Raw genomic sequence first — 26,918 nt, forward strand, 5'->3', positions numbered from 1 at the left:
AGCGGCTTCTTTCTGACAAGATGATAAAACAGAGTTTTTTAATATAAAACAGTAAGGGGAGAGGGTTATGAGAATTATTCGCTACTTAGAAGATTCACAGGAGATAGTCGCCGCGGTTACCGATGATCATATCGTGTATCCGCTCCCGTTCCGCGATTTGATGGAGGTGGTTCGCGAAGCAAAACACCGCCAAATATCGACTGTCAGCTATATTCAAACGCTGATTAGCGGAAAACAAGGGATCCACAAAGAGATAGGGGAATTGAATTTGCTTGCGCCGATTGTCGCCCCTGAGGTATGGGCGTCGGGCGTCACCTACGAGAAAAGCCGTGAGGCGAGAAACTATGAAACGGTCGAGAAGGCAGCGGGCCAGGAAACGTGCTATGACCGGGTATACAACGCGGAAAGGCCGGAACTCTTTTTGAAATCAACTGCGGCGCGTACGATTGGCCCGAATGCCCCCGTGTATTTGCGCAGTGATTCCAACTGGCAAATTCCTGAGCCGGAACTTGGACTGGTGATCACCCGAGAAGGGGAAATCGTTGGGTATACGATTGGAAACGACATGAGCTGCCGGGATATCGAGGGGGAAAATCCATTGTACTTGCCGCAGGCAAAAATATGGAAACATTCGTGCGCCATTGGGCCGGCGATCCGATTAGCGGAGACAGTGGAAGACCCATATAACTTGCAAATTATTTGTCGCATTTACCGCAACGACCAACTTGTTGTTGAGGAAAGCGCCAATACAAGACAGTTGAGAAGAAGATACGATGAGCTAGTATCTTTTTTGCTTCGCGACAATGAGGTGTTTGATGGTACGGTATTATTGACGGGAACAAGTATTGTTCCGCCGAATCAGTTTACCCTTGAAGATGGGGATCGAATTGAAATTGAGGTTCCCGGGATCGGGGTGTTATCTAATCCAGTAAAATCGCCGGTAAAACAAACTATTGCTAATAAATAAAAGAGGGAGTGGGAGAAAAGATGGCTGTGCAAACAGAAATCAAAACGTATTTAAACTACATTGATGGTAGTTGGGTCGGTTCGGTGAGCAAGAACGTCGAACCGAGCATCAATCCAGCAAATCGAAATGACATTGTCGGGTATGTTCCGCGTTCGACACTGGAAGATTTAAACGCGGCTGTAGCTGCGGCCAAACAGGCGCAGAAATCGTGGTGGAAGCGATCTGGGATCGAGAGAGGAGAGTACTTGTATAAAGCGGCGCTTCTTTTAGAGCAGCGCCTTGAGGACATTGCCGAAACGATGACAAGAGAAATGGGAAAAACTTTGGCCGAGGCAAAAGCGGAGACGATGAGGGGCGTTCATATATTGCGTTACTATGCGGGTGAAGGAGCGCGGAAAGTGGGCGATGTGATCCCATCGAGCGACAGTGAGGGGTTGATGTTTACGACCCGTGTTCCGCTTGGGGTTGTCGGGGTCATTTCGCCATGGAATTTCCCTGTCGCCATTCCCATCTGGAAAATGGCGCCGGCGCTTGTGTACGGAAATACGGTCGTGCTCAAACCGGCAAGCGAAACAGCTGTGACAGCGGCGAAAGTGATTGAATGCTTCCATGAAGCGGGCTTCCCGAAAGGGGTCGTCAATATGGTGTGCGGTTCTGGATCCGTCATTGGTCAAGGGATCGCGAACCATCCAGATGTTGATGGCGTCACCTTTACCGGCTCCAACACGGTTGGAAAACAAGTCGGAAGAGCGGCATTTGAGCGCGGGGCCAAATACCAGCTCGAGATGGGGGGGAAAAACCCGGTTATTGTGGCCAAAGACGCCGATTTGGATCTCGCTGTTGAGGGGACGATCAGCGGTGGTTTGCGCTCAACGGGGCAAAAATGTACAGCCACAAGCCGCGTTTTTATTGAGCGGGAAGTGTACGAACCGTTTAAAGAAAAACTTCTTGAACGGGTGAAACAGCTGAAAATCGGGAATGGCATGGATGCTGAAACGTGGATGGGGCCATGCGCCAGTGAATCGCAGCTTAATACGGTTTTATCCTATATTGAAAAGGGAAAAGCTGAAGGCGCCAAATTGATTTATGGAGGCAATAGATGTACAGAAGGCGAACTGGCCAATGGTTTTTACGTCGAGCCGACGATTTTTGAAGAGGTCGACCTTCAAATGACGATTGCCCGCGAAGAAATCTTTGGCCCAGTATTGGTGTTGATTCCAGTCGACAGCATTGAGGAGGCGATTGAATTGGCCAACGATACAGAATATGGGCTGAGCGCCTCGATCTATACGAAAAACATTGGGAATATTCTTGACTTCATTAAGGATATTGAGGCGGGAATGGTCAAAGTCAACGCAGAAACAGCGGGGGTTGAGTACCAAGCACCGTTTGGCGGAATGAAGCAATCAAGCTCACATTCTCGGGAACAAGGACAGGCGGCCATTGAGTTTTTCACAACAATCAAAACTGTATTTGTGAAAGCCTAATTAAGCAATAGGTTTTACAGAATAGCACATAGGTGTCCCATTACTAGGGGACACCTTCTCACCGAATAGTTTTATGGACAATGACAACGGAAAGGGGGAGAGTGGGTTGGAGAAACATTTATTGCAGAAGAGAGAGCAGCTCATCCATATTCTTAAGGGAATGGGAAATGTATTAGTTGCTTTTTCCGGCGGGGTAGATAGCACGTTTTTATTGGCAATGGCAAAAGAGGTACTGGGCGATCAGGTGCTTGCCGTGACTGCTGTTTCGGAAACATTTCCAACTCGTGAAGTGCAACATGCAACTAAACTGGCGGAGCAAATAGGGGTTAAACATATAAAAATTCAAATTAATGAACTCAAGAATGAGGACTTTGTCAAAAATGATCTTTATCGCTGTTTCCACTGCAAAAACAATTTATACACCCATTTAGGAGAATTAGCTAGAAAATATAGTGAGACTTACACTGTTGTTGATGGCTCCAACATGGATGATCTAGGGGAATATCGTCCAGGGCTTCAGGCAGCTAGGCAGCTCGGGGTTCGGAGTCCTCTTCAAGAAGCGGAGCTATACAAGAAAGAGATTCGAATTTTATCGAAAGAAATGGGCCTGGAAACATGGGATAAACCGTCGTTCGCTTGTTTATCTTCTCGTATTCCTTATGGACAAAAAATTACAAAAGAGAAAATCGAGCAACTGGACCAGTCTGAAGAATTCCTTTTCAATCTCGGCTTCCGTCAGATTCGTGTTCGTCACCATGGAGAAATAGCGAGAATCGAAGTGTTGCCTGAAGAGATGGAAATGGTGATCAGGCATCGTCAAACGATTTATAACAAGTTGAAAGAGTTAGGTTTTTTATATGTGACCCTTGATCTTAGAGGATATAAATCTGGAAGTATGAATGAGATGTTAGAAAAGGGAATGGTGAAATGAGCGAGGTTATAAAAGAAACGCTGAACAGGTTAAAAGAAGGGAGCATTTCGGTAGAGGAAGCATATCGAACCCTAGCCTCCTATGATCATCTCGGATATGCCACATTAGATATTCAGCGGGAGCGAAGAAAAGGATTTCCGGAGATCATTTTTGGAGAAGGGAAATCAAGGGAGCATTTACTTGGTATTTTTGAACGATTAATGAGATTTCATAAAAAGGTGGTTGCTACACGCGTTGATCAAGAGAAAGCTTCTTACCTGACGGCCAACCTCAAGGAACGTTATCCAACGGAACATTTTGAGTATCGGAATGATTGCAATATTTTTTATTGGATTTCTCATGATTATGTCGAAATAAAAAAACCAGGTTATATAGCGGTTGTTAGCGCGGGGACATCAGATTTTTCTGTTGCTGAAGAGGCGGCGGTAACGGCTGAGTTATTAGGGTGCGAAGTAAAGCGAATATATGATGTAGGCGTTGCGGGTATTCACCGATTACTCGACAAAATCGAGATGATTGAACGTTCCCGTGTCGTCATTGTAGTTGCTGGGATGGAAGGAGCACTCGCGAGTGTGGTCGGTGGACTTGTTTCCAAACCGGTTATCGCTGTTCCTACAAGTGTTGGATATGGTGCAAACTTTCGAGGGCTCTCAGCTTTGCTTACTATGTTGAATTCATGTGCAAGCGGTGTTTCCGTCGTGAATATTGATAACGGGTTTGGTGCGGGGTATTATGCTGCTACAGTCATGGCCGTTATTGAGCAGGCTGTTGCTGAGGCCAAAACGTTAGGGAGAGAAGAAAAATGAAGATTTTGTACTTGGACTGTTTTTCCGGAATCAGCGGCGATATGATGGTGGGCGCTCTCGTGGATGCGGGCGTGCCACCGGAGAAAATTGAGGTGGAACTGAAAAAATTACCTCTGTCAGGTTATCAATTGCAATGGGGCAAGGTGATGAAAAAAGGGATTTCTGCTACGAAATTCGATGTCATTATGCTAGAGAACATCGAGGATAGTCATGATCATGAAAGACATCATGCTCATAGGCATTATTCAGATATTGTCGATATGATTGAGCGTTCGGAATTAAACGTGGAAGTCAAAAAACGAAGCGAACAAATTTTTCATTGTATTGCTGTTGCAGAGGCAAAAATCCATGGCATTCCCATTGAAAAAGTTCATTTTCACGAGGTTGGAGCTGTTGACTCTATTGTTGACATTGTCGCTACAGCGATTGCACTCACGGAACTTCATGTCGACTATATTGTTTCTGCACCTGTCCCGTTAGGATACGGATCCATTCGTTGTGCACATGGCATATATCCCATTCCAGCCCCGGCAACGTTAGAAATTCTTCAGGGCGTGCCAGTCATTTCTAACCATTTGCCGTTTGAATTGACGACTCCGACTGGGGCTGGGATTATCAAAAGTCAAGTGAATTCATACGGACCAATTCCATCAATGAAAATATCAGCAGTTGGATACGGTGCTGGAACACGTGACTTGCCCGATCAACCAAACGTGTTGCGGGTAGTAATCGGGGAGAGGATTCATACAAGATTGGATAGTCTGCCGTTATCCCATTCGAAAGAAGAGACGGTTTATATTCTTGAGTGTCAGCTGGACGATATGCCAGGAGAAGTGCTTGGATATGTGATGGATGGGCTCTTTCAAAAAGGAGCGCTTGATGTATTTTATACTCCTGTTTTTATGAAGAAAAACCGTCCCGGTGTTCTTTTGACGGTTTTGACTTCAGCAACTCATGTAGAGCAGTGCGAGCAATTTATGCTGAAAGAGACAACGACTCTTGGCATTCGAAAAGATATCTGGGTGCGAGAGGTTTTAGAAAGAGACGTTGTGACCGTTGCTACATTGTACGGAAATATTCGCGTTAAACAGGCTATACACAAGGGAAAGGTGATCAGGCAGATGCCGGAGTATGAGGATGTGAAGGAAGCAGCCCTCACTCATCAGGTAGCATTTTTAGACGTTTATGCAGAAGCTGCGGAACAGGCTAGAAGAAGGATAAAAGGGGAATGACGAATGGAGGCAGGGGTCGTTTCAACGTTAATAGCTGGTCTGTTGTTGGGGATAAAGCATTCTTTCGAGCCGGATCACGTGATAGCCGTTTCAACTATTGCAAGCAAAAGCAAAAGTTTGTTTCGTTCTTTATTAGCGGGTGTATGTTGGGGATTAGGTCATAGTTTCGTTTTGATTATGGTTGGTTTGTTGGTTATTGTGCTCAAATTTCAAATTCCTCCGAAAATTGAATCAGGTTTTGAAATCGCGGTTGGGATGATGCTTGTTTATTTAGGGGGAAGCTCGTTGTTTGCCATGAATAGACGAAGTGGTTATCTTTCTTTGGATAAAGTAAATAACATGATCTACGCTAAATCGATCGCGATTGGCGGAATACATGGCCTAGCAGGAAGTGTAGCTTTAACCATTTTCGTTTTGTCAACAGTAGATAATGTTGCTGTCGCGGCTTTATACATTTTGGTTTTTGGTGCAGGAACCATTATTGGAATGGCTTGTTTTACTACTGCTTTAGCGCTTCCTATTGTGCTGGGCAGGGCGCGTCTCAATATAGGGAAAGCGCTGGAGTTTACAACAGCATTGGCCAGCCTTTGTTTTGGAGGATATTATTTATACTGCCATATATGAAAGGGGAAACAAAAATGTCTTATGACTTGAAAGGTATTATTCCTCCAGTTGTCACCTTATTCAATGAGAAAGGCGAGTTTGATTGGGAAGCAAATTATCTTCTCGCCGACTACTTGATTGAGCGAGGCGTTCACGGATTGCTCTATATGGGAAGCACAGGGGAGTTTTCCACTTTGATGACCGAAGAGAGGAAAAATTTTGCGGAGCGGATGATACGATACATAGATGGACGTGTTCCAGTTCTCATTGGCACAGGGTCGACATCGCTAAAGGAGACAATTTCTTTATCACAACATGCTGAATCGATCGGAGCGAGCGGTGTACTCGTTGTTAACCCGTTTTATTGGAAATATACGGAGCGCCAGCTATATGACTACTATATAAGCGTGGCTCAAAGCATTCGTATCCCTTTGTTGATTTACAATATCCCATTGCTGACTGGGCAGGATTTGTCTTCGGATCTTGTGTTGAGGCTCGCATTGGATCAGGAAAATATTGCTGGAATTAAAGACACGACAGAGAAACTAGGACATATTCGCCAGTTGATCCGCATTAAGGAACAGAGAAAGGATTTCGTCGTGTTTGCCGCTTTTGACGATCTTCTTTTTCCATCCTTGCAAATGGGGGCTGCCGGCGCTATCAACGGTACGGCTGTGTTTTGTCCCGAGCTGTCCGTCAGGCTGTTTGAGAGCTTTCAAGCCCAACAATATGAAGAGACGTTCAGGGTAAACGCATCGATTTTGCAGCTTATGGAGATTTACGAGCTTTCTCAACCGCTGTTTCTTGCGATTAAAGAGGCCGTTCATCAGTTGATTTTAGGTCGGCAGACAGCACTGAGGCTGCCTTTAAAAGAGTGCGCGGATTTGAAAGAACGTGTCCATATGTTTCTGAATAAACATAATCTTCATATAAACAAAGTAAGAAAATAGAAAAGAGCGTTTTCAGAATGGCTACATAGAAAATGAAGGGGTGGTCAACATGTTTATGAAGGAAACACGAGAGTTTCTTGAATCGCTAGGTTATCCAGGTGGTGACTGTTACGATCTTCCTACTTCCGCCAAACGCTTCCCCGATGGGGCACAATATCGCGTGGAGATTCCGAGCGTTGAAGGGCCGCGGGCGCTTGAGGCGGTGCTTGAGGAAGCGGATCGTCTAGGGGTCACGATTCACCGAGTATCGCAGGGAAGTGGAATCATGCTCTTGACAGATGAGGAGATCAGCGATATGTGTCAAATGTGCGCGAGCCGGGGGATTGAACTCAGCCTGTTCGTCGGCCCGAGGGGCACTTGGGACATCAGTGCGTTGCCGTTCACTTCCTCTGGAAAAGCGGCTGGGCTTCGCCATGAAGGAATGGATCAGCTAGTTTATGCTATTGAGGACCTGAAACGAGCAGCCCAGTTAGGAGTAAGAGGGGCTTTAGTGGCAGATGAAGGGTTGTTGCTTTTAACAAAAGAAATGAAACATCGAGGGATATTGCCGCAAAACTTTGTCATCAAGGTGTCGGTACAAATGATGGCCTCAAATCCGGTATCAATTAAGCTGATGGAGCAGTTGGGGGCTGACACATATAACGTTCCGACTGCCTTAACTTTGCCGAAGCTGGCAGCGATCCGCCAGACGGTTAACCTTCCTCTTGATGTGTACGTAGAAGTACCCGACGGATTCGGTGGATTCATTAGACATTATGAGATCCCTGAGATCATCCGTATTTTGGCGCCTGTTTATATTAAGTTCGGTTTGCGCAACCATCCAGACGTCTATCCATCCGGGAAACACTTGGAATCGGTGAACATTGAATTATGTCGGGAACGAGTGCGTCGGGCGGCGCTAGGAATGCGGATCGTTGAACAATATTATCCGGAAGCGGTTACGTCAAAATTAGGCGCTGAAGGGTTAGGCGTTCCAGTGACAGGCGTGCAAAATGCCAAGGTCTAAGTAGGAAAGGAGCCTTGATAGATCAACATTTCTAGAGGGAGGGATACAATGTCGCCCTATCGTTTCGTAATCTTAAACCCAAAAGACAACGTCGCCACTGCCTTGGATTTTATTCCAGCTGGAAGCGTCGTAAAAATTACCTATCAAAACCGGGAACAGGACATCACCATAAAGCAACCTATTGAGTTTGGACACAAGTTTGCCATTGTGCCAATCAAACAAGGAGAAGATGTTTTAAAGTATGGGGAAGTAATCGGGGTTGCTTCGAATGATATTGCCGAAGGAGAGCACGTTCACGTCCATAACGTGGAAGGAAAAAGGGGAAGGGGAGATCGAAAGCATGGAAAACGCTCAATTTTGGGGGTATAGACGTCCTGATGGACGGGTGGGAGTTCGAAACCATGTGCTCATTTTACCGACCATTGTGTGTGCTACTCAGGCGGCAAGACAAGTGACGGAGCTGATCCACGGCACGGTGTCTTTCATCCATCAGCACGGATGCGCCCAAGTCGGCGTGGATTATGAACAGACGTTTCGCACGTATGTCGGCATGGGAGCGAACCCAAATGTATACGGCGTCGTGGTGATGGGGCTTGGCTGTGAAACCCATCAAGGGAGAAGCGTGGCCCAAGAAATTGCGAAAAGCGGCAAACCGGTTGAGCTTGTATCCATTCAAGACCATGGCGGAACATTGGGCGCCATCGCCGAGGCGGCGAGAATCGCTGCCAAAATGGTGCAAGATGCTTCGGCTTTAGTGCGTGAGCCGTTTGATATCAGCGAGCTGATCGTCGGAACAGAGTGCGGAGGGTCGGATGCGTGTTCCGGGCTTTCAGCTAATCCGGCCGTTGGGTATGTCAGCGATATGGTTGTTGACCGAGGAGGGACCGTCATCCTGGCAGAAACGACCGAGCTGATCGGGGCAGAACATCTTTTGGCCAACCGGGCGGTCGATGACCGGGTGGCGAAAAGAGTATACGAGGTAATTGAGGCCATGGAGAAACGGGCCATTATGATGGGAGTGGACATCCGCACTGGGAATCCAAGCCCTGGAAACCGAAAGGGGGGACTCACCACTCTCGAAGAAAAATCGCTTGGAGCAGCAGCCAAAGCTGGAACGAGACCTTTGCAAGAGCTGATCAATTATGCTGAGCGTCCGACAAAAAAAGGGCTCGTTTGGATGGACACTCCGGGGCATGATATTGAGCAGCTGACAGGAATGGTTGCTGGCGGGGCGCAGATCGTATTGTTTACGAGTGGGCGCGGCACGCCAACCGGATCGCCGATTGCGCCGGTGATCAAAATCGCGACGAACACCCCGATGTTTGAGCGAATGAGAGAAAATATGGATGTCAACGCCGGTACGATCATTGAGGGGAAAGAATCGCTCGAATCGGTGGGGCAGAGAATTTTCGACGAATTGCTTCTGACGGCCTCAGGGAAGCTGACTAAATCCGAAATCTTAAAACAGCATGATTTCGGCATTTGGAGAATTGGGCCGACCTTTTAACCTATGTTCCGGACTGTTGTGATGAAAGTGAATATGTGGAGGGACTCATCATGAAGACGCTTGATGTCGTCACGTTTGGAGAAACGATGGTTTTATTTACATCTGAAGCCATGACCCCAATTGAGTATAGCAACAATTTTTCGAAGCAAATTGGGGGAGCAGAATCGAATGTTGCCATCGGATTGCAAAGGCTCGGCCATTCTGTCGGGTGGTTCAGCAAACTTGGGAATGACCCGTTTGGAAGATACATCCACAAATTGATCAGGGGCGAAGGGGTCGACACGTCCCGATGCATTTATACGGATGAAGCTCCGACCGGGATTTTCTTTAAGGAAAACCGCTCGCCAACCAATATAAAAGTCTACTATTACCGCCAACACTCGGCGGCGAGTTTACTGTCCCCAGGCGATCTTGATGAGGAGTATATCGCTCGTGCCAAATTCCTTCATGTGACAGGGATTACCCCAGCTCTGAGTCCGTCATGCCGGGAAGCGGTTTTTAAGGCGATCGATATCGCCAAACGGCATAAGGTGAAAATCGTTTTTGACCCGAACATCCGGCTGAAACTTTGGACGGTGGAGGAGGCAAGGCCTGTGCTGCTTCAGATGGCCGTTGAGGCGGATGTCATTTTGCCGGGGCTTGACGAAGGAAAATGGCTGTCGGGACGGAACACGCCTGAAGAAATCGCCAGCTTCTTCGGAAATGAAAAGCTCGTCATTATCAAGCTAGGGGAGCAAGGGGCGTATTATCGGTTCGGAAACGAACACGGATATGTCAAAGGTTTTGCCGTGCCGCAGGTTGTGGATCCGGTCGGGGCGGGCGACGGGTTCGCGGCCGGAGTGATCAGCGGACTGTTGCGGAATGAGCCGATTCCCGAGGCGGTGAGGCGCGGGAATGCCGTCGGAGCCATTGTCGTTGGAACGAACGGGGATGTGGAAGGGCTGCCGAACAAGGAAGAGTTGGAAGAATTTTTGCAAGGTGTTCGTCATGCGGATGTAAGGCGGTAGGGGGGAAAGAGATGGATAAGATTGATCATCTTAGCCGGTTGAAAAATTCAAAATTAGTGGCGGTGATTCGAAAGCCGAAAAGGTCGCAAATTTTTCAAATCGCCGAGGCGCTTGTCGCCGGGGGGGTTGAGGTGCTCGAGGTGACGGTCGACACTCCCGGCGGTTTCGAAATGATTGCCGAACTGAAGGAGACGTTCGGCGCAAAAGCGATTGTCGGAGCCGGGACTGTATTGGATGCCGAAACGGCTAAGCGGGCGATTGAGGCTGGTGCGGACTTTATTTTTTCCCCTATTTTTGATGAGGAGACGATCTCGGTGACAAACCGGTACGGGAAAATTTCCATCCCAGGCGTGATGACGCCGACGGAAATCGTCAAGGCTTATCAAATGGGGGCTGATTTGTTAAAAGTATTTCCGGCTGGCTCCTTAGGACCTCAATACTTTAAAGAGCTGAGCGGGCCGTTAGGTCATATTCCGCTCATGCCAACCGGCGGCGTTACGTTGGAAAATGCGGGGGCGTTTATCCGAAACGGTGCCACGGCTGTAGGGGTCGGCAGTGCTCTATTAAATAAACAGGTTATTGAGGAGGGGCGGTTTGATCTTCTCAGGGAAACAGCAAAGAAATTTGTAGAGACGGTGAGAAACGCAGCGGAAAGAGAGGAGAAATAAGGGAATGAAGATTACGAAATTCGAGACGTTTCTTGTCCCGCCGCGCTGGCTGTTTTTAAAAATCAGTACAGATGAAGGAATTGCCGGATGGGGTGAACCGATTGTCGAGGGAAGGGCGAACACTGTGCGCGCGGCGGTGGAAGAGCTGAGCGACTATTTAATTGGAAAGGATCCGCTGGCGATTGAGGAGCATTGGACCGTTCTTTATCGGGGAGGGTTTTACCGCGGGGGGCCTATTTTGATGAGCGCCATTTCCGGAATTGATCAGGCGCTTTGGGATATTAAAGGAAAATACTTCAATGTCCCCGTTCATCAACTGCTTGGCGGTCCGGTTCGCGATCGTATTCGGGTTTACAGTTGGATCGGCGGCGACCGACCAAGCGACGTTGCCGAAGCGGCTAAAAAAGCAAAAGAAGCGGGGTTTACAGCAGTAAAAATGAATGCTACAGAGGAGCTGCAATATATCGATTCGTACAAAAAGATTGAGGAAGCAGTCGAACGGGTGGCTGCCGTGCGCCAAGCGGCGGGCAAGGAGTTCGGAATCGGCATCGATTTCCACGGCCGTGTTCACAAGCCGATGGCAAAAATGTTGGCCAAAGAGCTTGAACCCTACCACCCGATGTTTATCGAAGAACCGGTACTGCCGGAACATAATGAAGCATTGAGGGAAATCGCTAGGCACTCAAATATCCCGATCGCGACCGGAGAACGAATGTTTTCGCGATGGGATTTCAAAACCGTTTTATCAGAAGGGTATGTCGATATTATTCAGCCGGACCTTTCCCACGCCGGCGGGATTACAGAAGTAAGGAAAATTGCAACAATGGCTGAGGCGTATGATGTCGCATTGGCGCCGCATTGCCCGTTAGGCCCGATTGCGTTGGCCGCCTCTTTGCAAGTGGATGCGGTGTCGTATAACGCTTTTATCCAGGAACAAAGCCTTGGCATCCACTACAATCAAGGGAACGATCTCCTTGATTATTTAGTCGATCCTTCTGTATTTGAGTATCAAAACGGGTATGTCAAAATTCCGCAAGGGCCCGGACTAGGAATTGAGATTAATGAAGAGTATGTGAGAGAAATGGCAGCTATAGGACACAACTGGAAAAATCCTATTTGGCGTCATGCCGATGGTTCGGTGGCCGAATGGTAGGAACAGCGCAATGGCAAGCAGATGGCTTTTACATTTTTTAAAAGAGCGGGGGAGGAACAATATGAAAAAATTCAAAGTTGTGGTGACAGACTATGAATTCCAAACATTAGCGCCCGAGCAAGAGGTGCTTTCTCCTCTTAACGTGGAGTTTGTCGCCGCCCAGTGCCGCACCGAGGAAGAAGTCATTGCCGCCTGCAAGGATGCTGATGCCATCATTAACCAATATGCGCCAATATCGGCAAACGTGATCGCTCAGCTGGAGAAATGCAAAGTCATTTCCCGGTATGGGGTCGGCGTCAATACCGTTGACGTGGATGCCGCCACCGAAAAAGGGATTATTGTAGCCAATGTAACAGATTATTCGGTGGACGAGGTGTCGGACCATGCGTTGGCGCTCTTGCTTTCGTTAGCCCGCAAAATTGTAAAGTTAAACCACGAAGTGAAAAACGGGGTATGGAATTTTAATGTCGGCAAGCCGATTTACCGGCTGCGGGGGAGAACGCTCGGTCTTGTGGGATTGGGAAGAATTCCGCAAGCGTTGGCGAAAAAGGCCCAATCTTTCGGCTTGCATGTCATTGCCTATGACCCGTACGTTCCGGCAGAAGTGGCAAACGAGCTGAATGTTCAGCTTGTAGGGCTAAACGACTTGTTCCGGCAATCGGACTATATTTCCGTCCATGCGCCGTTAACGAAAGAAACAAAAGGCATGATCAGCGACGAACAGTTCAACCTGGCGAAAAAGGAATTGATCATCGTCAATACGGCCCGCGGTCCGGTCATCGATGAATCGGCTCTCATTCGGGCTTTGCAAGACGGAAAAATTGCCGGCGCCGGGCTTGATGTGACCGAATGCGAGCCGATTCAGCCGGACAACCCTCTGCTTCGGATGGAGAATGTTGTGATTACGCCGCACGTCGCTTGGTATTCCGAAGAATCCGAACGGGAGTTGAAACGGAAAACCGCCCAAAACGTCGCCGATGTACTGTCCGGGCATTATCCGAACTATTTCGTCAACCCTCGTGTAAAAGAAAAAGTCCAGTTGAAAGAAAAGCAATTCGTATAAGGACATCATTCCTTAGGACAGTCGATCTGAAAACCGGTACTTCGATTCAAGGGCGTGCTGAATGAGGGAGGTTGGAACCGCGGCCGAACAGCCGAAAACCGAAAACAGCGACTGCTGAACTTTGCACGGTCTTGTTGCGGCAAGCGCCTGCTTCCCGGCGTTATGAGCTGAGCGTCGCCGGCGGCCTCGATTGAACAGGTCGTTCGAAGCGGGACGGAGAAGACGCAGAGATGGCGGATGTCACTTAAAAAATTGAAACAAGAGGAGGGTGTCTCAGAAGCAGCGGGACACCCTTTTCTTCTTATTCGGAATGAACTTATTATTGTGTATTTTGTGCTGCAAGGGAACATCACTATATTCTGGAGAAGCTCCCCTTTAGGCCAGCTCATTTTTGATAAGACCGTTTGTCCTCCATGATTTTCAAGAAAAAGAAAAGAAGGATTTTGGGGACAAACGGCGAACGGTACGTGAAGAGAGAATAGCGGAAGGGGAATGGCGATGACGGTCGGTCAAGGTACAACGATAGTACTTTACTGCCATCAAACATTGCGGGAAGCGATGGAGCTGCTCGTGGCGCATACGATGGACGCTGTTGATGTCATCGATGAGCACGGCCGAACGATCGGGCGGTGCACACAGTGGATGCTGCTATGGGCAGCAGCGCGCGAGATAGACCGCACGACCCTGATTAGGGATGTCCTAGCAGCGTTTTTGGAAGAAGCAGAACACGAAGACAGCGGCGCAGAGACAATGAACATGGAAGTCGACTCCACCTCGGCTGCCGAGTTGGAACGATTGCGGCATGAACTGGAGGAAACGCACCGTCTGGCCGAGACGATGAAAACGGTGCTGGATGCGGCGTACGAAGGGGTGGTTGTCGTCGATGAGGACGGCGTGGTTCGTGAAATCAACCGGGCGTATTGCCAGTTTCTCGGCATCCGCCGCGAAGAAGCGGTCGGGAAGCACGTGACGGACGTGATCGAAAACACCCGTTTGCACATTTGCGTTCAATCCGGCATTCCTGAACGCGGATACATCCAAAAGATTTACGGCCAGCCGATGGTGGTGCACCGCATTCCGATTTGGCGCGACGGCAAGGTGATCGGGGCGATCGGGATGCTTATTTTCCAAGGGGTATCGGAAGTATACGAAATTTTCCGCCGCCTGCAGGAGCTGTCACGTGAGGCGAGCCGGAAGGAGAAGCAAGGGACGGAAGCGAAACCACAGGAGACGGCCGCTTCTGCCCTGAAAGGAATCGAGCGCATCATTGGCCGCCACCCAGCGATCGCAGCCGTGAAGCAGATGATTCGTCGGGCGGCGCGCGTGCCGTCGACGGTGCTCATTACCGGTGAAAGCGGAACGGGGAAAGAGGTGGTGGCGCGGGCGATCCATGAAGCTGGGCCGCATGCGGACGGACCGTTTGTCAGCGTGAATTGCGCCGCCATCCCTGAGTCGTTGTTGGAAGCGGAACTGTTCGGCTATGAGGACGGGGCGTTCACCGGTGCGAAAAAAGGGGGCAAGCCCGGCAAGTTTCAACTCGCCCATCGGGGGACGCTGTTTTTGGATGAAATCGGCGATATGCCGCTTGCCATGCAGGCGAAAATTTTGCGCGTCTTGGAAGAGAAAAAGGTGGAAAAAGTCGGCGGGCTATACGAAACCGTGGTGGACGTGCGCATTATTGCCGCGACGAACAAGCCGCTCGAGGAGATGGTGCGGAATGGAACGTTCCGGGAAGATTTGTTTTACCGCTTGAACATCATTCGCATTCATCTCCCACCGCTGCGCGAGCGGAAAACGGATATTCCGGCGCTGTTGGCTTACCATATGGAACGGATGTGCCGGCAGTTTGGCGTCGCGCCGAAGTCGTTTGCGAAAGAGGCGATGGAGGTGCTGGTCAGCTATTCGTGGCCGGGAAACATCCGTGAGCTCGTCAATGTGGTCGAGTGGCTCATCAGCATGGTCGAAGGGGAGAACGTGGAACGCGGCCACTTGCCGCCTTATCTGTCAACCATTCGGACAGCGGCTGTTTCTTTGCCGGGCGGTGTGAACATCGCTGACCAATGGAAGGAAATGGTCTATCAATCGGAGCGGGAGCGCATCGCGGCGGCGCTCGTCGCCGCAGGCGGCAATAAGGCAGAAGCAGCGAGAAGGCTCGGCATCCACCGGTCGACGTTATACGAGAAGCTGAAAAAGTACGGATTGTAGCCAACGGCGGTGGTGCTGTTGGTTCTTTTTTCATTGTTGGCTGCCAAGGAGCGGGAGAATGCGGCGGACCTTTTGGATTGCACCGACACGTTGGGAGCTCCAGGCGGGTGAGGATAAAAGTGTCTGGGAAATGTCTGGAATGTGCGGTGGATGTCGGGAAAGTGTCTGTTAACGCTCGGGAATAGACAACGGTTTTTCCTGCTGTTTGTGCTTTTTTTCGTTGGCACGAAACTTGCTTATAGATGATCGTGAAACCGCTGCCAAAAAGGGGGAGAAAAGGTGTACGAGTTGCTCATGCCAAGCCGGGTGGTGTATGGACGCGGAACGTTGGGGGAGGTGGGCCAACAGGCGAAGGCATTTGGGACAAAAGCGCTCATCGTCAGCGACCCGGTGATGGAAAACATCGGGGTGGTTGCCCGCTGCGCGCAATATTTGCAAGAAGCAGGGCTGCCGTTTGTGAAGTATACAGGAGTCGACAGCGAGCCGACGGATGTGCATGTGAAAGAGGCGCTTGACGTCTGCCGGAGCGAGCGGTGCGATGTCGTCATCGCCATCGGCGGCGGCAGCAGCATTGACGCCGCCAAGGCGGTCGCCGTCATGATGACAAATGAAGGGGAGATTGGCGATTATGTCGGCAATCAGAAACGGTTTGTCAAAAAGCCGCTTCCGCTCATTGCCATTCCGACGACGGCCGGAACGGGTTCGGAAGTGACGAAAGTAACGGTCATTATCAATACGAAGACGGATGTCAAAATGATGATTTCTCAACCGGCGTTGCTTCCAGCCGTGGCGATCGTCGACCCGTTGCTCACGGTTTCGTGCCCGCCGTCCGTCACCGCGGCCACGGGCGTCGACGCCCTCTGCCATGCGATCGAGGCGTACATTTCCCGACGCGCCCACCCGGTGACCGATGCGCTGGCGCTCTCTGCCATCGAAGCGATCGTCGGTCATTTGCGCCGGGCGTATGAAAACGGTCAAGACATCGAAGCGCGGGAAAAAATGGCGATCGCCGCCATGAAAGCCGGCATGGCGTTTTCCAACGCCTCGGTGACGCTTGTGCACGGCATGTCGCGGCCGATCGGCGCGCTTTTCCACGTGCCGCACGGCGTATCGAACGCGATGTTGCTGCCGGGGGTGCTGGAGTTTACAAAAGACAGCGCTATCGAACGATTGGCGGTGATCGCCCGAATCATCAAGCCGCCGCTCAAAGACGTTTCCGATACGGAAGCAGCTGAGGCGCTTGTTGAAGAAGTGAAACAGCTTTGCCGCGATTTGCGCATTCCGAATATGAAAACGTGGGGCATCGACAAAGCGGCGTTTGACAAAGCGGTTGATAAAATGGCGGCCGATGCGCTCGCGAGCGGCAGTCCAAGCAACAATCCGAAAGTGCCGACCCATGAGGAAATCGTCGCCTTGTACCATTATTGTTATGACTATCAGTACGACACCAAAACCGTAAGTTCGTAAATGAGTCCGACGGCTGGGATGGCGATTGCAGGACGCATGACAGCGACCAGCAGCAAACGGACAGCAAAGAACGCCGCTTTTTGGAAGCGTTCAGCCCGCCGGCCGTTTCCGCGAAAGGAAGCGCTCGTCGATCATCCATAGCCCTTGTGTGCGTTCATGAACCAATCTTTTGAAAGATCGACTAGAAAGGTGGTTTCATCCATGAGTTCCGTGACCGAAACGAAAACATTGAAAAATTTTATCGGCGGCCAATGGGTCGCATCAACATCCGGAAAAGAAGAAATCGTGCCGAACCCGGCGACAGGAGAAGTGCTGGCGAAAGTGCCGCTCTCTTCGCGCGAGGAGCTTGATGCGGCGGTGGCGGCTGCGAAAGAAGCGTTCCGCGAATGGCGCAAAGTGCCCGTTCCGCGCCGCGCCCGCATTTTGTTCCGCTATCAGCAGCTTCTTGTCGAGCATTGGGAGGAGCTTGCCCGCCTTGTGACATTGGAAAACGGCAAAGTGTACGAAGACGCATACGGCGAAGTGCAGCGCGGTATTGAGTGCGTCGAATTTGCGGCGGGAATTCCGACGCTTATGATGGGCCAACAGCTGCCGGATATCGCGACCGGCATCGAATCGGGCATGTACCGCTACCCGCTTGGCGTTGTTGCCGGCATTACGCCGTTTAACTTCCCGATGATGGTGCCGTGCTGGATGTTTCCGCTTGCCATCGCCTGCGGCAATACGTTCGTGCTGAAGCCGTCCGAGCGGACGCCGATGCTCGCCAACCGTTTGGCAGAGCTGTTCACCGAAGCCGGCCTGCCGGCAGGGGTGCTCAATATCGTCCACGGAGCGCACGAGGTGGTCAACGGCATCCTGGAGCATAAAGACATTAAAGCCGTCTCGTTCGTCGGCTCGCAGCCGGTCGCCGAATATGTGTACAAAACAGCCGCCGCTCACGGCAAGCGCGTTCAGGCGCTCGCCGGCGCGAAAAACCATTCGATCGTCATGCCGGACGCCGACCTCGACATGGCGGTGACGAACATCATCAACGCCGCGTTCGGTTCGGCAGGTGAGCGGTGCATGGCATGCTCCGTTGTCGTTGCTGTGGGCGATATCGCTGATGAGCTAGTGAGACGGCTCAAAGAAGCCGCTGACCGCATCCAAATCGGCAACGGGCTCGACCAAGGCGTCTTTTTAGGCCCGGTCATCCGCGAGTCGCATAAAGAGCGGACGATCAAATACATCGAAATCGGCGAAAAAGAGGGGGCGCTCCTTGTCCGCGACGGCCGCCGCGACTCGGCGACAAGCGGAAAAGGGTACTTCATCGGCCCGACGATTTTCGACCATGTCAAACCGGGCATGACGATTTGGACGGATGAAATTTTCGCCCCGGTTCTGTCCGTCGTCCGCGCCCGCGACTTGGACGAAGCGATTGAGATCGCCAACCGGTCGGAATTCGCCAACGGCGCTTGCATCTACACGGACAGCGCCAAAGCGATCCGCCAGTTCCGTGAAGAAATCGATGCCGGCATGCTTGGTGTCAACGTCGCTGTCCCGGCGCCGATGGCGTTCTTCCCGTTCTCGGGCTACAAAAACTCGTTCTATGGCGACCTCCACGCCAACGGCCGCGACGGCGTCGAGTTTTATACGAGAAAGAAAATGGTGACGGCGAGATATGAATAGGAAAACAATGAAGCAGCCCGCTTGGATTCGGGCTGCTTTTTTATCACCTCACACTGAGTCGTGACGGCATTCAAAAGGCGCGAAGTGTGATAGAATAAAATAAAAAAGGGTGTGAGTTTCATGGCCATGGACTACTTTCAGGTGAACTTGCCGAAAGAGTTTTTGCCCGCCATTAATGAATTGGAAGGCAGCACCGTTGAGGCGAAAATAAAGCTTTCATTGGCGATTGGTTTGTTTGTTGGAAAACAGGTGACGCTGGCGAAAGCGGCTGAATTGGCAGGAAAATCCTTAGGGGAATTTATCGATGTATTGCGTTCGAAGGCGATTCCTTGGATGGAATATACGGAGGAACACATCAAAGATGATTGGGACACGGTGCAAAAATTGAGCAAAGAAAATAGGGATCACAATGAGTAGGGTTACGGTTAATTCTACACCGATTATAGGTCTGTCGATCGTTGGTCAATTGACTCTTTTGTCTGAACTATTTGATGAAGTATATGTTCCGGAAGCTGTCTATCAAGAAATTGTTCATCACCATGCCCCACGCCATTATGGAAAAGAGGAGCTCAAACGATTGGTCAGCGAGGGGGTGTTTCGACTATACCATGTAAAAAATCGCAGCCTTGTTGAAAGTTTATATGGAAAATTCCATGCCGGGGAGTTAGAAGTTATTATTGGAGCGAAAGAACTTGGTGCTCAAGTCGTTGTGATTGATGAGCATGCTGCCAGATCATTGTCGAAACAATTCCTTTTACGGCCTATCGGTACAATCGGAGTTTTGATTCTGGGAAAGAAAAACAGGAAAATAGCGGAAGTCAAGCCGCTGTTAGACACTTTGCTTGAAAATGGATTTTATCTCTCCCAACGTCTCTATCGAGAGGCGTTGTCGTTGGCAGAAGAAACGCTGTAACCCCGCCCGCCGCGCGGGGTTTTCTTTTTTAACCCCTGTCAACAACCCCCTTGACAAAATCGCGTTTACTTCTCATTGAAGGCCGGTTGTAAGCGTTTTAAGATAAAGGTACAGTCAAGCAAAAGGAGGAGCGACGTTATGACGCATACAACCGGAAACGAAACAGGCTTCCGCGTGAAGATTCAGCGGTTTGGCAGTTATTTGAGCGGCATGATTATGCCGAATATCGGGGCGTTTATCGCCTGGGGGCTGATTACCGCCCTATTTATCCCGACGGGCTGGTGGCCGAACGAGACGTTTGCCAAGCTCGTCGGGCCAATGATTACGTATTTGTTACCGCTGTTGATTGGCTATACGGGCGGCAAAATGGTGTATGACGTCCGCGGCGGCGTTGTCGGGGCGACGGCGACGATGGGAGTCATCGTCGGTTCGGACATTCCGATGTTTTTAGGCGCGATGATCATGGGGCCGCTTGGCGGTTATGTGATCAAAAAAGTGGATGGATTGTTCCAAGGGAAAGTGAAGCAAGGATTTGAGATGCTTGTCAACAACTTCTCAGCCGGGATTATCGGCGGCGTGTTGACGCTGCTCGCCTTTAAAGGAGTCGGCCCGGTCATCTCGCTCATCAGCAAAACATTAGCAGCGGGAGTGGAAAAAATCATTGACTGGCATTTGTTGCCGCTGGCGAACTTGTTCATCGAGCCAGGGAAAGTGCTGTTCTTGAACAATGCGATCAACCACGGCATTTTAAGCCCGCTTGGCGTCGAGCAGGCGGCGAAAACGGGAAAATCGATCTTGTTCCTGCTCGAGACGAACCCAGGTCCAGGACTTGGCATTTTGCTCGCGTATTGGCTGTTTGGCAAGGGGATGGCGAAACAATCGGCGCCGGGGGCAGTCATTATCCACTTCCTTGGCGGGATTCATGAAATTTACTTCCCGTACATTCTCATGCGACCGATTTTGATTTTGGCAGCCATGGCGGGCGGCGTGAGTGGGGTGTTCACGTTTACCATCCTCAACGCCGGGCTGGTGGCGGTGCCGTCGCCGGGAAGCATTTTCGCCTTGCTGGCGATGACGCCGAAAGGGAATTATTTCGGCGTGCTAGCCGGCGTGTTCGTCGCTGCAGCGGTGTCGTTCCTCGTCGCTTCGATTTTCTTAAAAGCGGCGAAACAATCCGAAGAGGAAGAAGATTTGGCGAAAGCAGCAGAGAAAATGGAGCAGCTGAAAGGGAAAAAGAGCCAAGTGGCTGCCGCGCTGCAACAAAATGAAGGGGCTTCGCCAGCGGTGGCGCAAGCCGTTCCTGGCCGGGTGAAAAAAATTGTGTTTGCCTGTGACGCCGGAATGGGGTCGAGTGCGATGGGAGCATCGATTTTGCGCAACAAAATGCAAAAAGCCGGCCTTGACATTGAAGTCACGAACACGGCGATCAACCAGCTGCCGGCCGACGCCGATATCGTCGTCACCCATCAAAATTTAACCGACCGTGCAAAAGCAAAATTGCCGAACGCCTACCACGTATCGGTCGAAAACTTCTTAAACAGCCCGAAGTACGATGAGTTGATTGAACAATTGAAAAAGAACGCGTAAATCGGCATGAAACGCAGGGGAAATGGCGTTCCCCCTGCGTTTTGTTTTACGGCAGCCTGCTGTTTCGAGTCGGTTTTCCGGCCAGCAGGGTTGGTTTTGGCGCCGAAAAAGGAATCATGAATGTGAAATTAAAAACTGTCAACAATAACAATGACGAAAATGAAACATCTCTTCATTGTCAAATCAAGAAAAAAGCCCTTACAATAAGAGATGAAGAACCGATTGGCCAATTTAAACCTGTCAACAATACGACCGAAGATGGGAGGTGAACGGCGATGTACGTATCGGCACGGGAGCGGAAGCTGCTTGAGCGTTTGTTGGCAAGCGACCGTGATTTGACCGTCGGCGAACTGGCCGAGGAGCTGAATGTCAGCGCCCGTACGGTTCACCGCGATTTGCAAGGGCTCGAATCGGTGTTGCGTCGTTACGGGCTGGAGTTGGTGAAAAAGGCAGGAGTCGGCGTTCGGCTCATCGGAAGGGAAGAAAACAAACAGGCGCTGGCCACAGAGCTGCTCCGTCTTTCCCATCATGAATATACACCGGAAGAGCGGCAGCTCATGATTTTAATCGCCCTGTTGGAAGCGGCCGAGCCGGTGAAACTTGTTTCATTGGCGAACGACTTGAATGTGACGGTGGCGACCGTCAGCTTTGATTTGGACAAATTGGAACAAACAATCGAGACGTATGGACTTTCGCTCATCCGCAAGCGTGGATACGGGGTGGAACTGGCCGGTTCAGAATCGGCGAAACGGCGCTTGATGAGCGATTTGTTGTTCCGCCATGTTGATGAACACGAATTTTTGGCATTGATGAAAGAGACGATCCAAAAACGAGCGGACGCTCCGCTTGACACCGTGGCGGAGAAGCTGCTCGGGCTTGTGGACAGAAAAAAGCTCGCCATCATTGAGCAGCAAATCGAGCAAGTGAAAGAAACGCTCCCGTTTACGATGGCCGATAGCTCGTACATCGCCTTTGTCGTCCATTTGGCTCTAGCGATCGAGCGCATCAAGCGGGGAGAAGCGATCCACTTCGATCCGCGGGATTTGCAGACGCTTCAAGCGACGAACGAATACGAAATCGCTCGCGTGCTCGCCGAATCGTTGGAAAAAGTCTTTGGCGTTGCCATCCCCAGCGAGGAGATCGGCTATATGACGATGCACTTGATGGGAGCGAAATGGCGCAGCCGCCAAGGGACGATGATGGAGGAGGCAAGTTTGGCGGTTGGCATGAAAGCGCAGCAACTCATCCGCTTTGTCAGCCGCGAACTTGGCGTCGATTTGTCCGCCGACCGCACGCTGTATGAAGATTTGGTCGTCCACTTGAAGCCAGCCCTGTACCGCTTGGAGCACGGGATGGGGGTATCCAATCCGCTGCTTGAGCAAATTAAGCGGGACTATGCGGAGCTGTTCGCCATTGTCGCAGAAGGGGCAAAGCAACTGTTTGGCAACGTCCCGATGCCTGAGGAGGAGATCGGCTATTTAGTGCTCCATTTTGCCTCCGCGCTCATGCGGGAGAGAAAAGGGTGGCGGGTGCTCGTCATTTGTTCGAGCGGGCTTGGGACGGCGAAAATTTTAGCGACGAGGCTGAAAAAAGAGATTCCGGACATTGTTTCGCTGGAACAAGCGTCCGTGTTTGAATGGAAAGAGAAAGATGCAAGCGCGTATGACCTTGTCGTCTCGACCGTGCCGCTGGCCGATGAAGGCGGCCCATATTTCACCGTCAGCCCGATGTTGACGGAAGAGGAAGCGCGGGCAATCCGTGAATTTTTAGAGCGAAAATCAGCCGCTGAAAAGCGGATGAGGAAAGAGTCAATCGCACAGAGAAACAGGCCAGCGCTCGAGGCGATGAAGGCGGTCCGGCGCATCAGCGAGACGATCGTCCACCTGTTGGACGGTTTTTCCCTCGAGGTGGTCAAGGGGCGCTCTGTTCATGAACTATTGGCGGACGCGTGCCGCCGTCTTGAACGAAGTGGCGTCATCGTCGATGCCGATGTCGTCATCGAGGAGCTGCGGCGCCGCGAGTCGCTTGGCGGGCTTGGCGTCCCTGGCACGACGCTGGCGCTTTACCACGCTCGAAGCTTCGCTGTCCTTCGTCCATCTCTGACGATGTACCGACTTGATGCGCCGCAAACGGTGCCCGGCATGGACGGGGAGCCGATGGAGATCAACACGGTTGTGTTGCTGCTTGGGCCATCAGATGCCGATAAGGAGATGCTCGCTGTATTAAGCGAGGTCAGCTCCTTGCTGGTGAAAGATGAGCAAAGCCTTGCCGTTTTGACGCATGGCGGCGAGGAAGAAGTGTATTCACTTGTCAGCGCCCATTTGGAGCAATTTTTTGATCATTACTGGACATCAATGAAGGAGTGAAAACGATGGTAACCCATTCGATTTTAAACAAAGAAAACATTGTGCTCAATGCGCAACCAAAAACGAAAGAAGAGGCGATCCGCCTTGCTGGCGAGGTGTTGGTCAAGCAAGGATATGTCGCCCCGGCATATGTTGATGCGATGCTTGAGCGGGAAGAACTGACATCAACGTATATCGGCAACAATGTCGCCATTCCGCACGGAACGGAAGCAGCCAAAGCGCTCGTGAAACAGTCCGGCATTTCGATCGTGCAAGTCCCGGGCGGCGTCGATTTTGGCGGCGGCAATACGGCTCTGATCGTGATCGGCATTGCCGGCAAAGACGGGGAGCATTTGGATATTCTGTCAAAACTGGCGCTCGTCTGTGCGGAAGCGGACAATGTCGAAGCGATGGCGAACGCCAAAACAGAAGAAGACATTCTTGCGCTGCTCCATGAGGTGAACGGCTGATGCAGGCGGTTCATTTTGGCGCTGGCAACATCGGCCGCGGCTTTATCGGCAGCTTGCTGGCAGCGTCGGGATATAAGGTCGTTTTTGTCGATGTCAACGAACAAATCGTCCGCCTGCTCAAGGAGCGGGGGGAGTATCGCGTCATTGTCGCCGGCGAGCAGCGAGAAGAACAATGGGTGCGCGGCGTCTCGGCGTTGAACAGCCAAACAGAGCGGGAGCAAGTCATCGCGGCGATCGCCGCCGCTGATTTGGTCACGACCGCCGTCGGCCCGCACATTTTGCCGGCCATCGCCCCGGTCATCGCCGCCGGGCTCAAGCAGCGGCTGGCCGCCCGGCAAGCTCCGCTTCATGTCATTGCGTGCGAAAATATGATCGGCGGCACGGAGACGTTGAAGCAGCACGTGTTTGCCCATCTTTCCGAAGCCGAACAACAGCTGGCGGGCGAGTCGGTCGGCTTTCTCAACTGCGCGGTTGACCGCATCGTGCCAAACCAAACGAACGATGATCCGCTGGCGGTGACGGTCGAGCCGTTTTTCGAATGGGCGATTGAAACGCGCAACGTCATCGGCGCGGTTCCGCCGATTCAAGGAGCGCATTTTGTCGCTGACTTAGGGCCGTATATTGAACGAAAGTTATTTACTGTCAACACCGGCCATGCCCTTGCCGCCTACTTAGGCTACCTCAAGCAATACGAAACCGTGCAAGACGCGATGAAAGACAGCGCCATTGGGGCGGATGTCGAACAGGCGCTCAGCGAATCCGGAGCGGTGTTGGTGAAAAAGCACGGTTGGAAGGCAGATGAGCACCGCGCGTATATCGAGACGACGATCGGGCGCTTCATGAACCCGGCGCTGTCCGACGACATCATCCGTGTCGCCCGCTCGCCGATCCGCAAACTTGGGCCGAACGACCGCCTCGTCGCGCCAGCCGTGCAATATTGCGCCTTATTCGGCAACGTCCCGCACGGCTTGGCTAAAGGAATCGCCGCCCTCCTGCGGTTCGATGACGACCGCGACGTGGAAGCCGCCGCCCTTCAACAAACAATCGCCCAACATGGAATCGAAGGCGCGCTTCGGCAATACGCGGGGCTTGAAAGTGGGCACCCGCTCGTGGCGGCGGTGAAGGACGAGTACGGAAGAATGGAGAAAAACAAAAACTGACCGTCTTGCAAATGTCGTCGACCTCCAATCGTGCAAAAATCCCGGGGGATCGACGACAATGTTTTTTTGCGTCAAAATCCTACAACCAACACGGCTCGACAGTATTGACAGAATTTTTGAAACGTGATATTCTGAAAACAGTCAAAAGGGGAAAAGCTTGATTTTATGCGAATGGTTTGGGTTTTTATCGTACCTATGAGGGATTGAAACTTCAATACGTCGTTTTGCAACGTTACGCGATCAATGAGTTTTTATCGTACCTATGAGGGATTGAAACTCCCTTCAAACGAAAAAGTTTTTACATCTTGGCCAAAGTTTTTATCGTACCTATGAGGGATTGAAACATGTCGAACATAAATTATTTTGTCCCGGTTGGACAAAGTTTTTATCGTACCTATGAGGGATTGAAACCTGCGGGTCTGATCGCTGGGCTGTCATTTGCTTTTGTGTTTTTATCGTACCTATGAGGGATTGAAACATCTGTTCAACAGTTAAATCACGTGGTACAGGAATACGTTTTTATCGTACCTGTGGGGGACTGAAGCGCTATACAGTACGGTACAACTTTTTCTGTCCCCGATGCAGGATTTTCACCCCCTGCTTGCGAATGGATAGAATCGAACACGTTCAAAGAGGGGTGATCGAATGGCCATTGACCATGACCGATTGTTCAAAGAGCTGATTCAAACGTTCTTCGAAGAGTTTCTCCTTCTCTTTTTCCCCGACATCCACGAGCATATCGATTTCCGCCATTTGTCCTTTTTGTCCGAAGAACTGTTTACCGATGTCACGGCAGGCGAAAAATACCGCGTCGATCTATTGGTCGAGACGAAGCTGAAAGGGGAAGACGGGCTGATCATTGTTCATGTGGAGAATCAAAGCTACGTGCAACCATCGTTTCCAGAGCGCATGTTTATCTATTTCAGCCGTTTGTTTGAAAAATACCGCACCCGCATCGTTCCGATCGCTGTCTTCAGCCATGACACCCTCCGCGAGGAACCGTCCGTGTTCTCAATCGCGTTTCCCTTTGGCGACGTGCTGCAGTTTCGCTTTTTCCCCGTGGAGCTGCGCAAGAAACATTGGAGAGACTATATCCGGCATGACAATCCGATTGCGGCTGCCCTCCTTGGCAAAATGGGGTATACTGAAAGTGAGAAAATTGAGTTGAAAAAAGAGTTTTTGCGCATGTTGGTGCGATTGGAGCTGGATGAGGCGAGGCAGCGGCTCTTGTTGGGCTTTTTTGAAACATATGTGAAGCTGTCGGAGGAGGAAGAGCAACAACTACAAAGAGAGGTGAGGGCGATGGAAACGAAAGAAAAAGAGCAAGTGTTGGAGCTGATCATTTCCTATGAGCAAAAGGGAAGGAAACAGGGGTTGGAAGAAGGGATCAAACGAGGGATTGAACAAGGGATCAAACAGGGAATGAAACAAGGAATGAAGCAAGGAATGAAGCAAGGAATGAAACAACTGATCCGCAACATGGCGCGCAAAGGAATGAAGGTGGAAGATATTGCTCGGTTGGTGGATCTTCCAGAGCAAGATGTTTGGGAATTGCTTGAAGAGCAGGGAAATTAAACACAAGAGGCGGCTATCTAACGAGGACGGTTGGCGGTGGCAAAAGAGGTAGAGGAAATCACTGATTCGTAAGTGATCGATTGTAGAAAACGGATGATCGTCCGGTCACATGAAAGAGGAGGAACAAAAATCAGAAAGTATGTACCGTGCC

At 50.8% G+C, this 26,918-nt stretch carries 26 protein-coding genes and 1 CRISPR repeat array; all 26 genes read left to right on the forward strand.

What is annotated here, in order from left to right:
* Positions 1–67: 67 nt before the first annotated feature.
* The 26 genes from CV944_RS09975 (at position 68) to CV944_RS10095 (ending at position 26,767) form a co-directional block, all read left to right on the forward strand.
* The gene (locus CV944_RS09975; RefSeq protein ID WP_100664116.1) at positions 68–967 is read left to right on the forward strand and encodes a fumarylacetoacetate hydrolase family protein; all 900 of its coding nucleotides are present in this window, start codon (positions 68–70) and stop codon (positions 965–967) included.
* A gap of 20 nt (positions 968–987) precedes the next feature.
* The gene (gene gucD / locus CV944_RS09980) at positions 988–2,454 is read left to right on the forward strand and encodes an alpha-ketoglutaric semialdehyde dehydrogenase GucD (protein ID WP_100664117.1); all 1,467 of its coding nucleotides are present in this window, start codon (positions 988–990) and stop codon (positions 2,452–2,454) included.
* A 106-nt stretch (positions 2,455–2,560) separates the two neighbouring features.
* Complete coding sequence (larE, locus tag CV944_RS09985; RefSeq protein WP_011231451.1) at positions 2,561–3,385, forward strand: ATP-dependent sacrificial sulfur transferase LarE; 825 nt, start codon at positions 2,561–2,563, stop codon at positions 3,383–3,385.
* Positions 3,382–4,191 carry a nickel pincer cofactor biosynthesis protein LarB gene (gene larB, locus CV944_RS09990; protein ID WP_100659004.1) on the forward strand — a complete coding sequence of 270 codons (810 nt, stop codon included), beginning with the start codon at positions 3,382–3,384 and terminating at the stop codon, positions 4,189–4,191. The genes larE and larB overlap by 4 nt, the downstream gene beginning before the upstream one ends.
* Positions 4,188–5,423 (forward strand): nickel pincer cofactor biosynthesis protein LarC, encoded by a 1,236-nt coding sequence (gene larC, locus CV944_RS09995; RefSeq protein ID WP_100659005.1) that lies wholly within the window; start codon positions 4,188–4,190, stop codon positions 5,421–5,423. Before larB ends, larC begins: the two co-directional genes overlap by 4 nt.
* Positions 5,424–5,426: 3 nt before the next feature.
* On the forward strand, positions 5,427–6,047 hold the full coding sequence (locus tag CV944_RS10000) for an urease accessory protein (protein WP_100659006.1): 621 nt from the start codon (positions 5,427–5,429) through the stop codon (positions 6,045–6,047).
* Between the two features lie 14 nt (positions 6,048–6,061).
* Complete coding sequence (locus CV944_RS10005) at positions 6,062–6,976, forward strand: dihydrodipicolinate synthase family protein (protein ID WP_100659007.1); 915 nt, start codon at positions 6,062–6,064, stop codon at positions 6,974–6,976.
* 49 nt (positions 6,977–7,025) lie between these two features.
* Positions 7,026–7,982, forward strand: a complete 957-nt coding sequence (locus tag CV944_RS10010) for a U32 family peptidase (RefSeq protein WP_013145105.1) — start codon at positions 7,026–7,028, stop codon at positions 7,980–7,982.
* A gap of 48 nt (positions 7,983–8,030) precedes the next feature.
* Complete coding sequence (locus tag CV944_RS10015) at positions 8,031–8,351, forward strand: UxaA family hydrolase (RefSeq protein ID WP_063192768.1); 321 nt, start codon at positions 8,031–8,033, stop codon at positions 8,349–8,351.
* A complete protein-coding gene (locus tag CV944_RS10020; RefSeq protein ID WP_100664118.1) occupies positions 8,323–9,489 on the forward strand; it encodes a UxaA family hydrolase in 1,167 nt (388 codons plus the stop codon). Before CV944_RS10015 ends, CV944_RS10020 begins: the two co-directional genes overlap by 29 nt.
* 50 nt (positions 9,490–9,539) lie before the next feature.
* The gene (locus CV944_RS10025; protein ID WP_100659009.1) at positions 9,540–10,496 is read left to right on the forward strand and encodes a sugar kinase; all 957 of its coding nucleotides are present in this window, start codon (positions 9,540–9,542) and stop codon (positions 10,494–10,496) included.
* Between the two features lie 11 nt (positions 10,497–10,507).
* Positions 10,508–11,164 carry a bifunctional 4-hydroxy-2-oxoglutarate aldolase/2-dehydro-3-deoxy-phosphogluconate aldolase gene (locus CV944_RS10030; RefSeq protein WP_100659010.1) on the forward strand — a complete coding sequence of 219 codons (657 nt, stop codon included), beginning with the start codon at positions 10,508–10,510 and terminating at the stop codon, positions 11,162–11,164.
* A 4-nt stretch (positions 11,165–11,168) separates the two neighbouring features.
* Positions 11,169–12,317 (forward strand): galactonate dehydratase, encoded by a 1,149-nt coding sequence (gene dgoD, locus CV944_RS10035; protein WP_100659011.1) that lies wholly within the window; start codon positions 11,169–11,171, stop codon positions 12,315–12,317.
* Positions 12,318–12,378: 61 nt separating this feature from the next.
* Positions 12,379–13,380: a C-terminal binding protein gene (locus CV944_RS10040; RefSeq protein WP_100659012.1), complete on the forward strand. Its 1,002-nt coding sequence runs from the start codon at positions 12,379–12,381 to the stop codon at positions 13,378–13,380.
* A gap of 71 nt (positions 13,381–13,451) precedes the next feature.
* Positions 13,452–13,574 carry a hypothetical protein gene (locus tag CV944_RS17865; RefSeq protein WP_255407699.1) on the forward strand — a complete coding sequence of 41 codons (123 nt, stop codon included), beginning with the start codon at positions 13,452–13,454 and terminating at the stop codon, positions 13,572–13,574.
* Positions 13,575–13,872: 298 nt separating this feature from the next.
* Positions 13,873–15,585 carry a sigma 54-interacting transcriptional regulator gene (locus CV944_RS10045; protein ID WP_369806432.1) on the forward strand — a complete coding sequence of 571 codons (1,713 nt, stop codon included), beginning with the start codon at positions 13,873–13,875 and terminating at the stop codon, positions 15,583–15,585.
* Between the two features lie 279 nt (positions 15,586–15,864).
* Positions 15,865–17,052, forward strand: coding sequence for an iron-containing alcohol dehydrogenase (locus CV944_RS10050; protein WP_100659014.1), 1,188 nt, complete (start codon positions 15,865–15,867; stop codon positions 17,050–17,052).
* 201 nt (positions 17,053–17,253) lie between these two features.
* Positions 17,254–18,717: a CoA-acylating methylmalonate-semialdehyde dehydrogenase gene (locus CV944_RS10055; protein WP_100659015.1), complete on the forward strand. Its 1,464-nt coding sequence runs from the start codon at positions 17,254–17,256 to the stop codon at positions 18,715–18,717.
* A gap of 120 nt (positions 18,718–18,837) precedes the next feature.
* Complete coding sequence (locus CV944_RS10060) at positions 18,838–19,134, forward strand: UPF0175 family protein (protein WP_227412591.1); 297 nt, start codon at positions 18,838–18,840, stop codon at positions 19,132–19,134.
* A complete protein-coding gene (locus CV944_RS10065; RefSeq protein WP_100664119.1) occupies positions 19,127–19,630 on the forward strand; it encodes a PIN domain-containing protein in 504 nt (167 codons plus the stop codon). The genes CV944_RS10060 and CV944_RS10065 overlap by 8 nt, the downstream gene beginning before the upstream one ends.
* A 138-nt stretch (positions 19,631–19,768) precedes the next feature.
* Positions 19,769–21,217 (forward strand): PTS mannitol transporter subunit IIBC, encoded by a 1,449-nt coding sequence (locus tag CV944_RS10070; RefSeq protein ID WP_100664120.1) that lies wholly within the window; start codon positions 19,769–19,771, stop codon positions 21,215–21,217.
* A 41-nt stretch (positions 21,218–21,258) separates the two neighbouring features.
* Positions 21,259–21,486, forward strand: coding sequence for a hypothetical protein (locus CV944_RS10075; RefSeq protein ID WP_050367362.1), 228 nt, complete (start codon positions 21,259–21,261; stop codon positions 21,484–21,486).
* A gap of 6 nt (positions 21,487–21,492) precedes the next feature.
* Positions 21,493–23,583 carry a BglG family transcription antiterminator gene (locus CV944_RS10080; RefSeq protein WP_100659017.1) on the forward strand — a complete coding sequence of 697 codons (2,091 nt, stop codon included), beginning with the start codon at positions 21,493–21,495 and terminating at the stop codon, positions 23,581–23,583.
* Between the two features lie 5 nt (positions 23,584–23,588).
* Positions 23,589–24,032, forward strand: a complete 444-nt coding sequence (locus CV944_RS10085) for a PTS mannitol transporter subunit IIA (RefSeq protein WP_100659018.1) — start codon at positions 23,589–23,591, stop codon at positions 24,030–24,032.
* Complete coding sequence (locus CV944_RS10090) at positions 24,032–25,192, forward strand: mannitol-1-phosphate 5-dehydrogenase (protein ID WP_100659019.1); 1,161 nt, start codon at positions 24,032–24,034, stop codon at positions 25,190–25,192. The genes CV944_RS10085 and CV944_RS10090 overlap by 1 nt, the downstream gene beginning before the upstream one ends.
* Before the next feature lie 180 nt (positions 25,193–25,372).
* A CRISPR array of direct repeats spans positions 25,373–25,737; the repeat unit is 30 nt; unit sequence GTTTTTATCGTACCTATGAGGGATTGAAAC.
* Between the two features lie 100 nt (positions 25,738–25,837).
* A complete protein-coding gene (locus CV944_RS10095) occupies positions 25,838–26,767 on the forward strand; it encodes an Rpn family recombination-promoting nuclease/putative transposase (RefSeq protein WP_100664121.1) in 930 nt (309 codons plus the stop codon).
* Positions 26,768–26,918: the final 151 nt, after the last annotated feature.

Origin of the sequence: Geobacillus sp. WSUCF-018B (assembly GCF_002809985.1) — a bacterium.
Lineage (GTDB): Bacteria > Bacillota > Bacilli > Bacillales > Anoxybacillaceae > Geobacillus > Geobacillus thermophilus.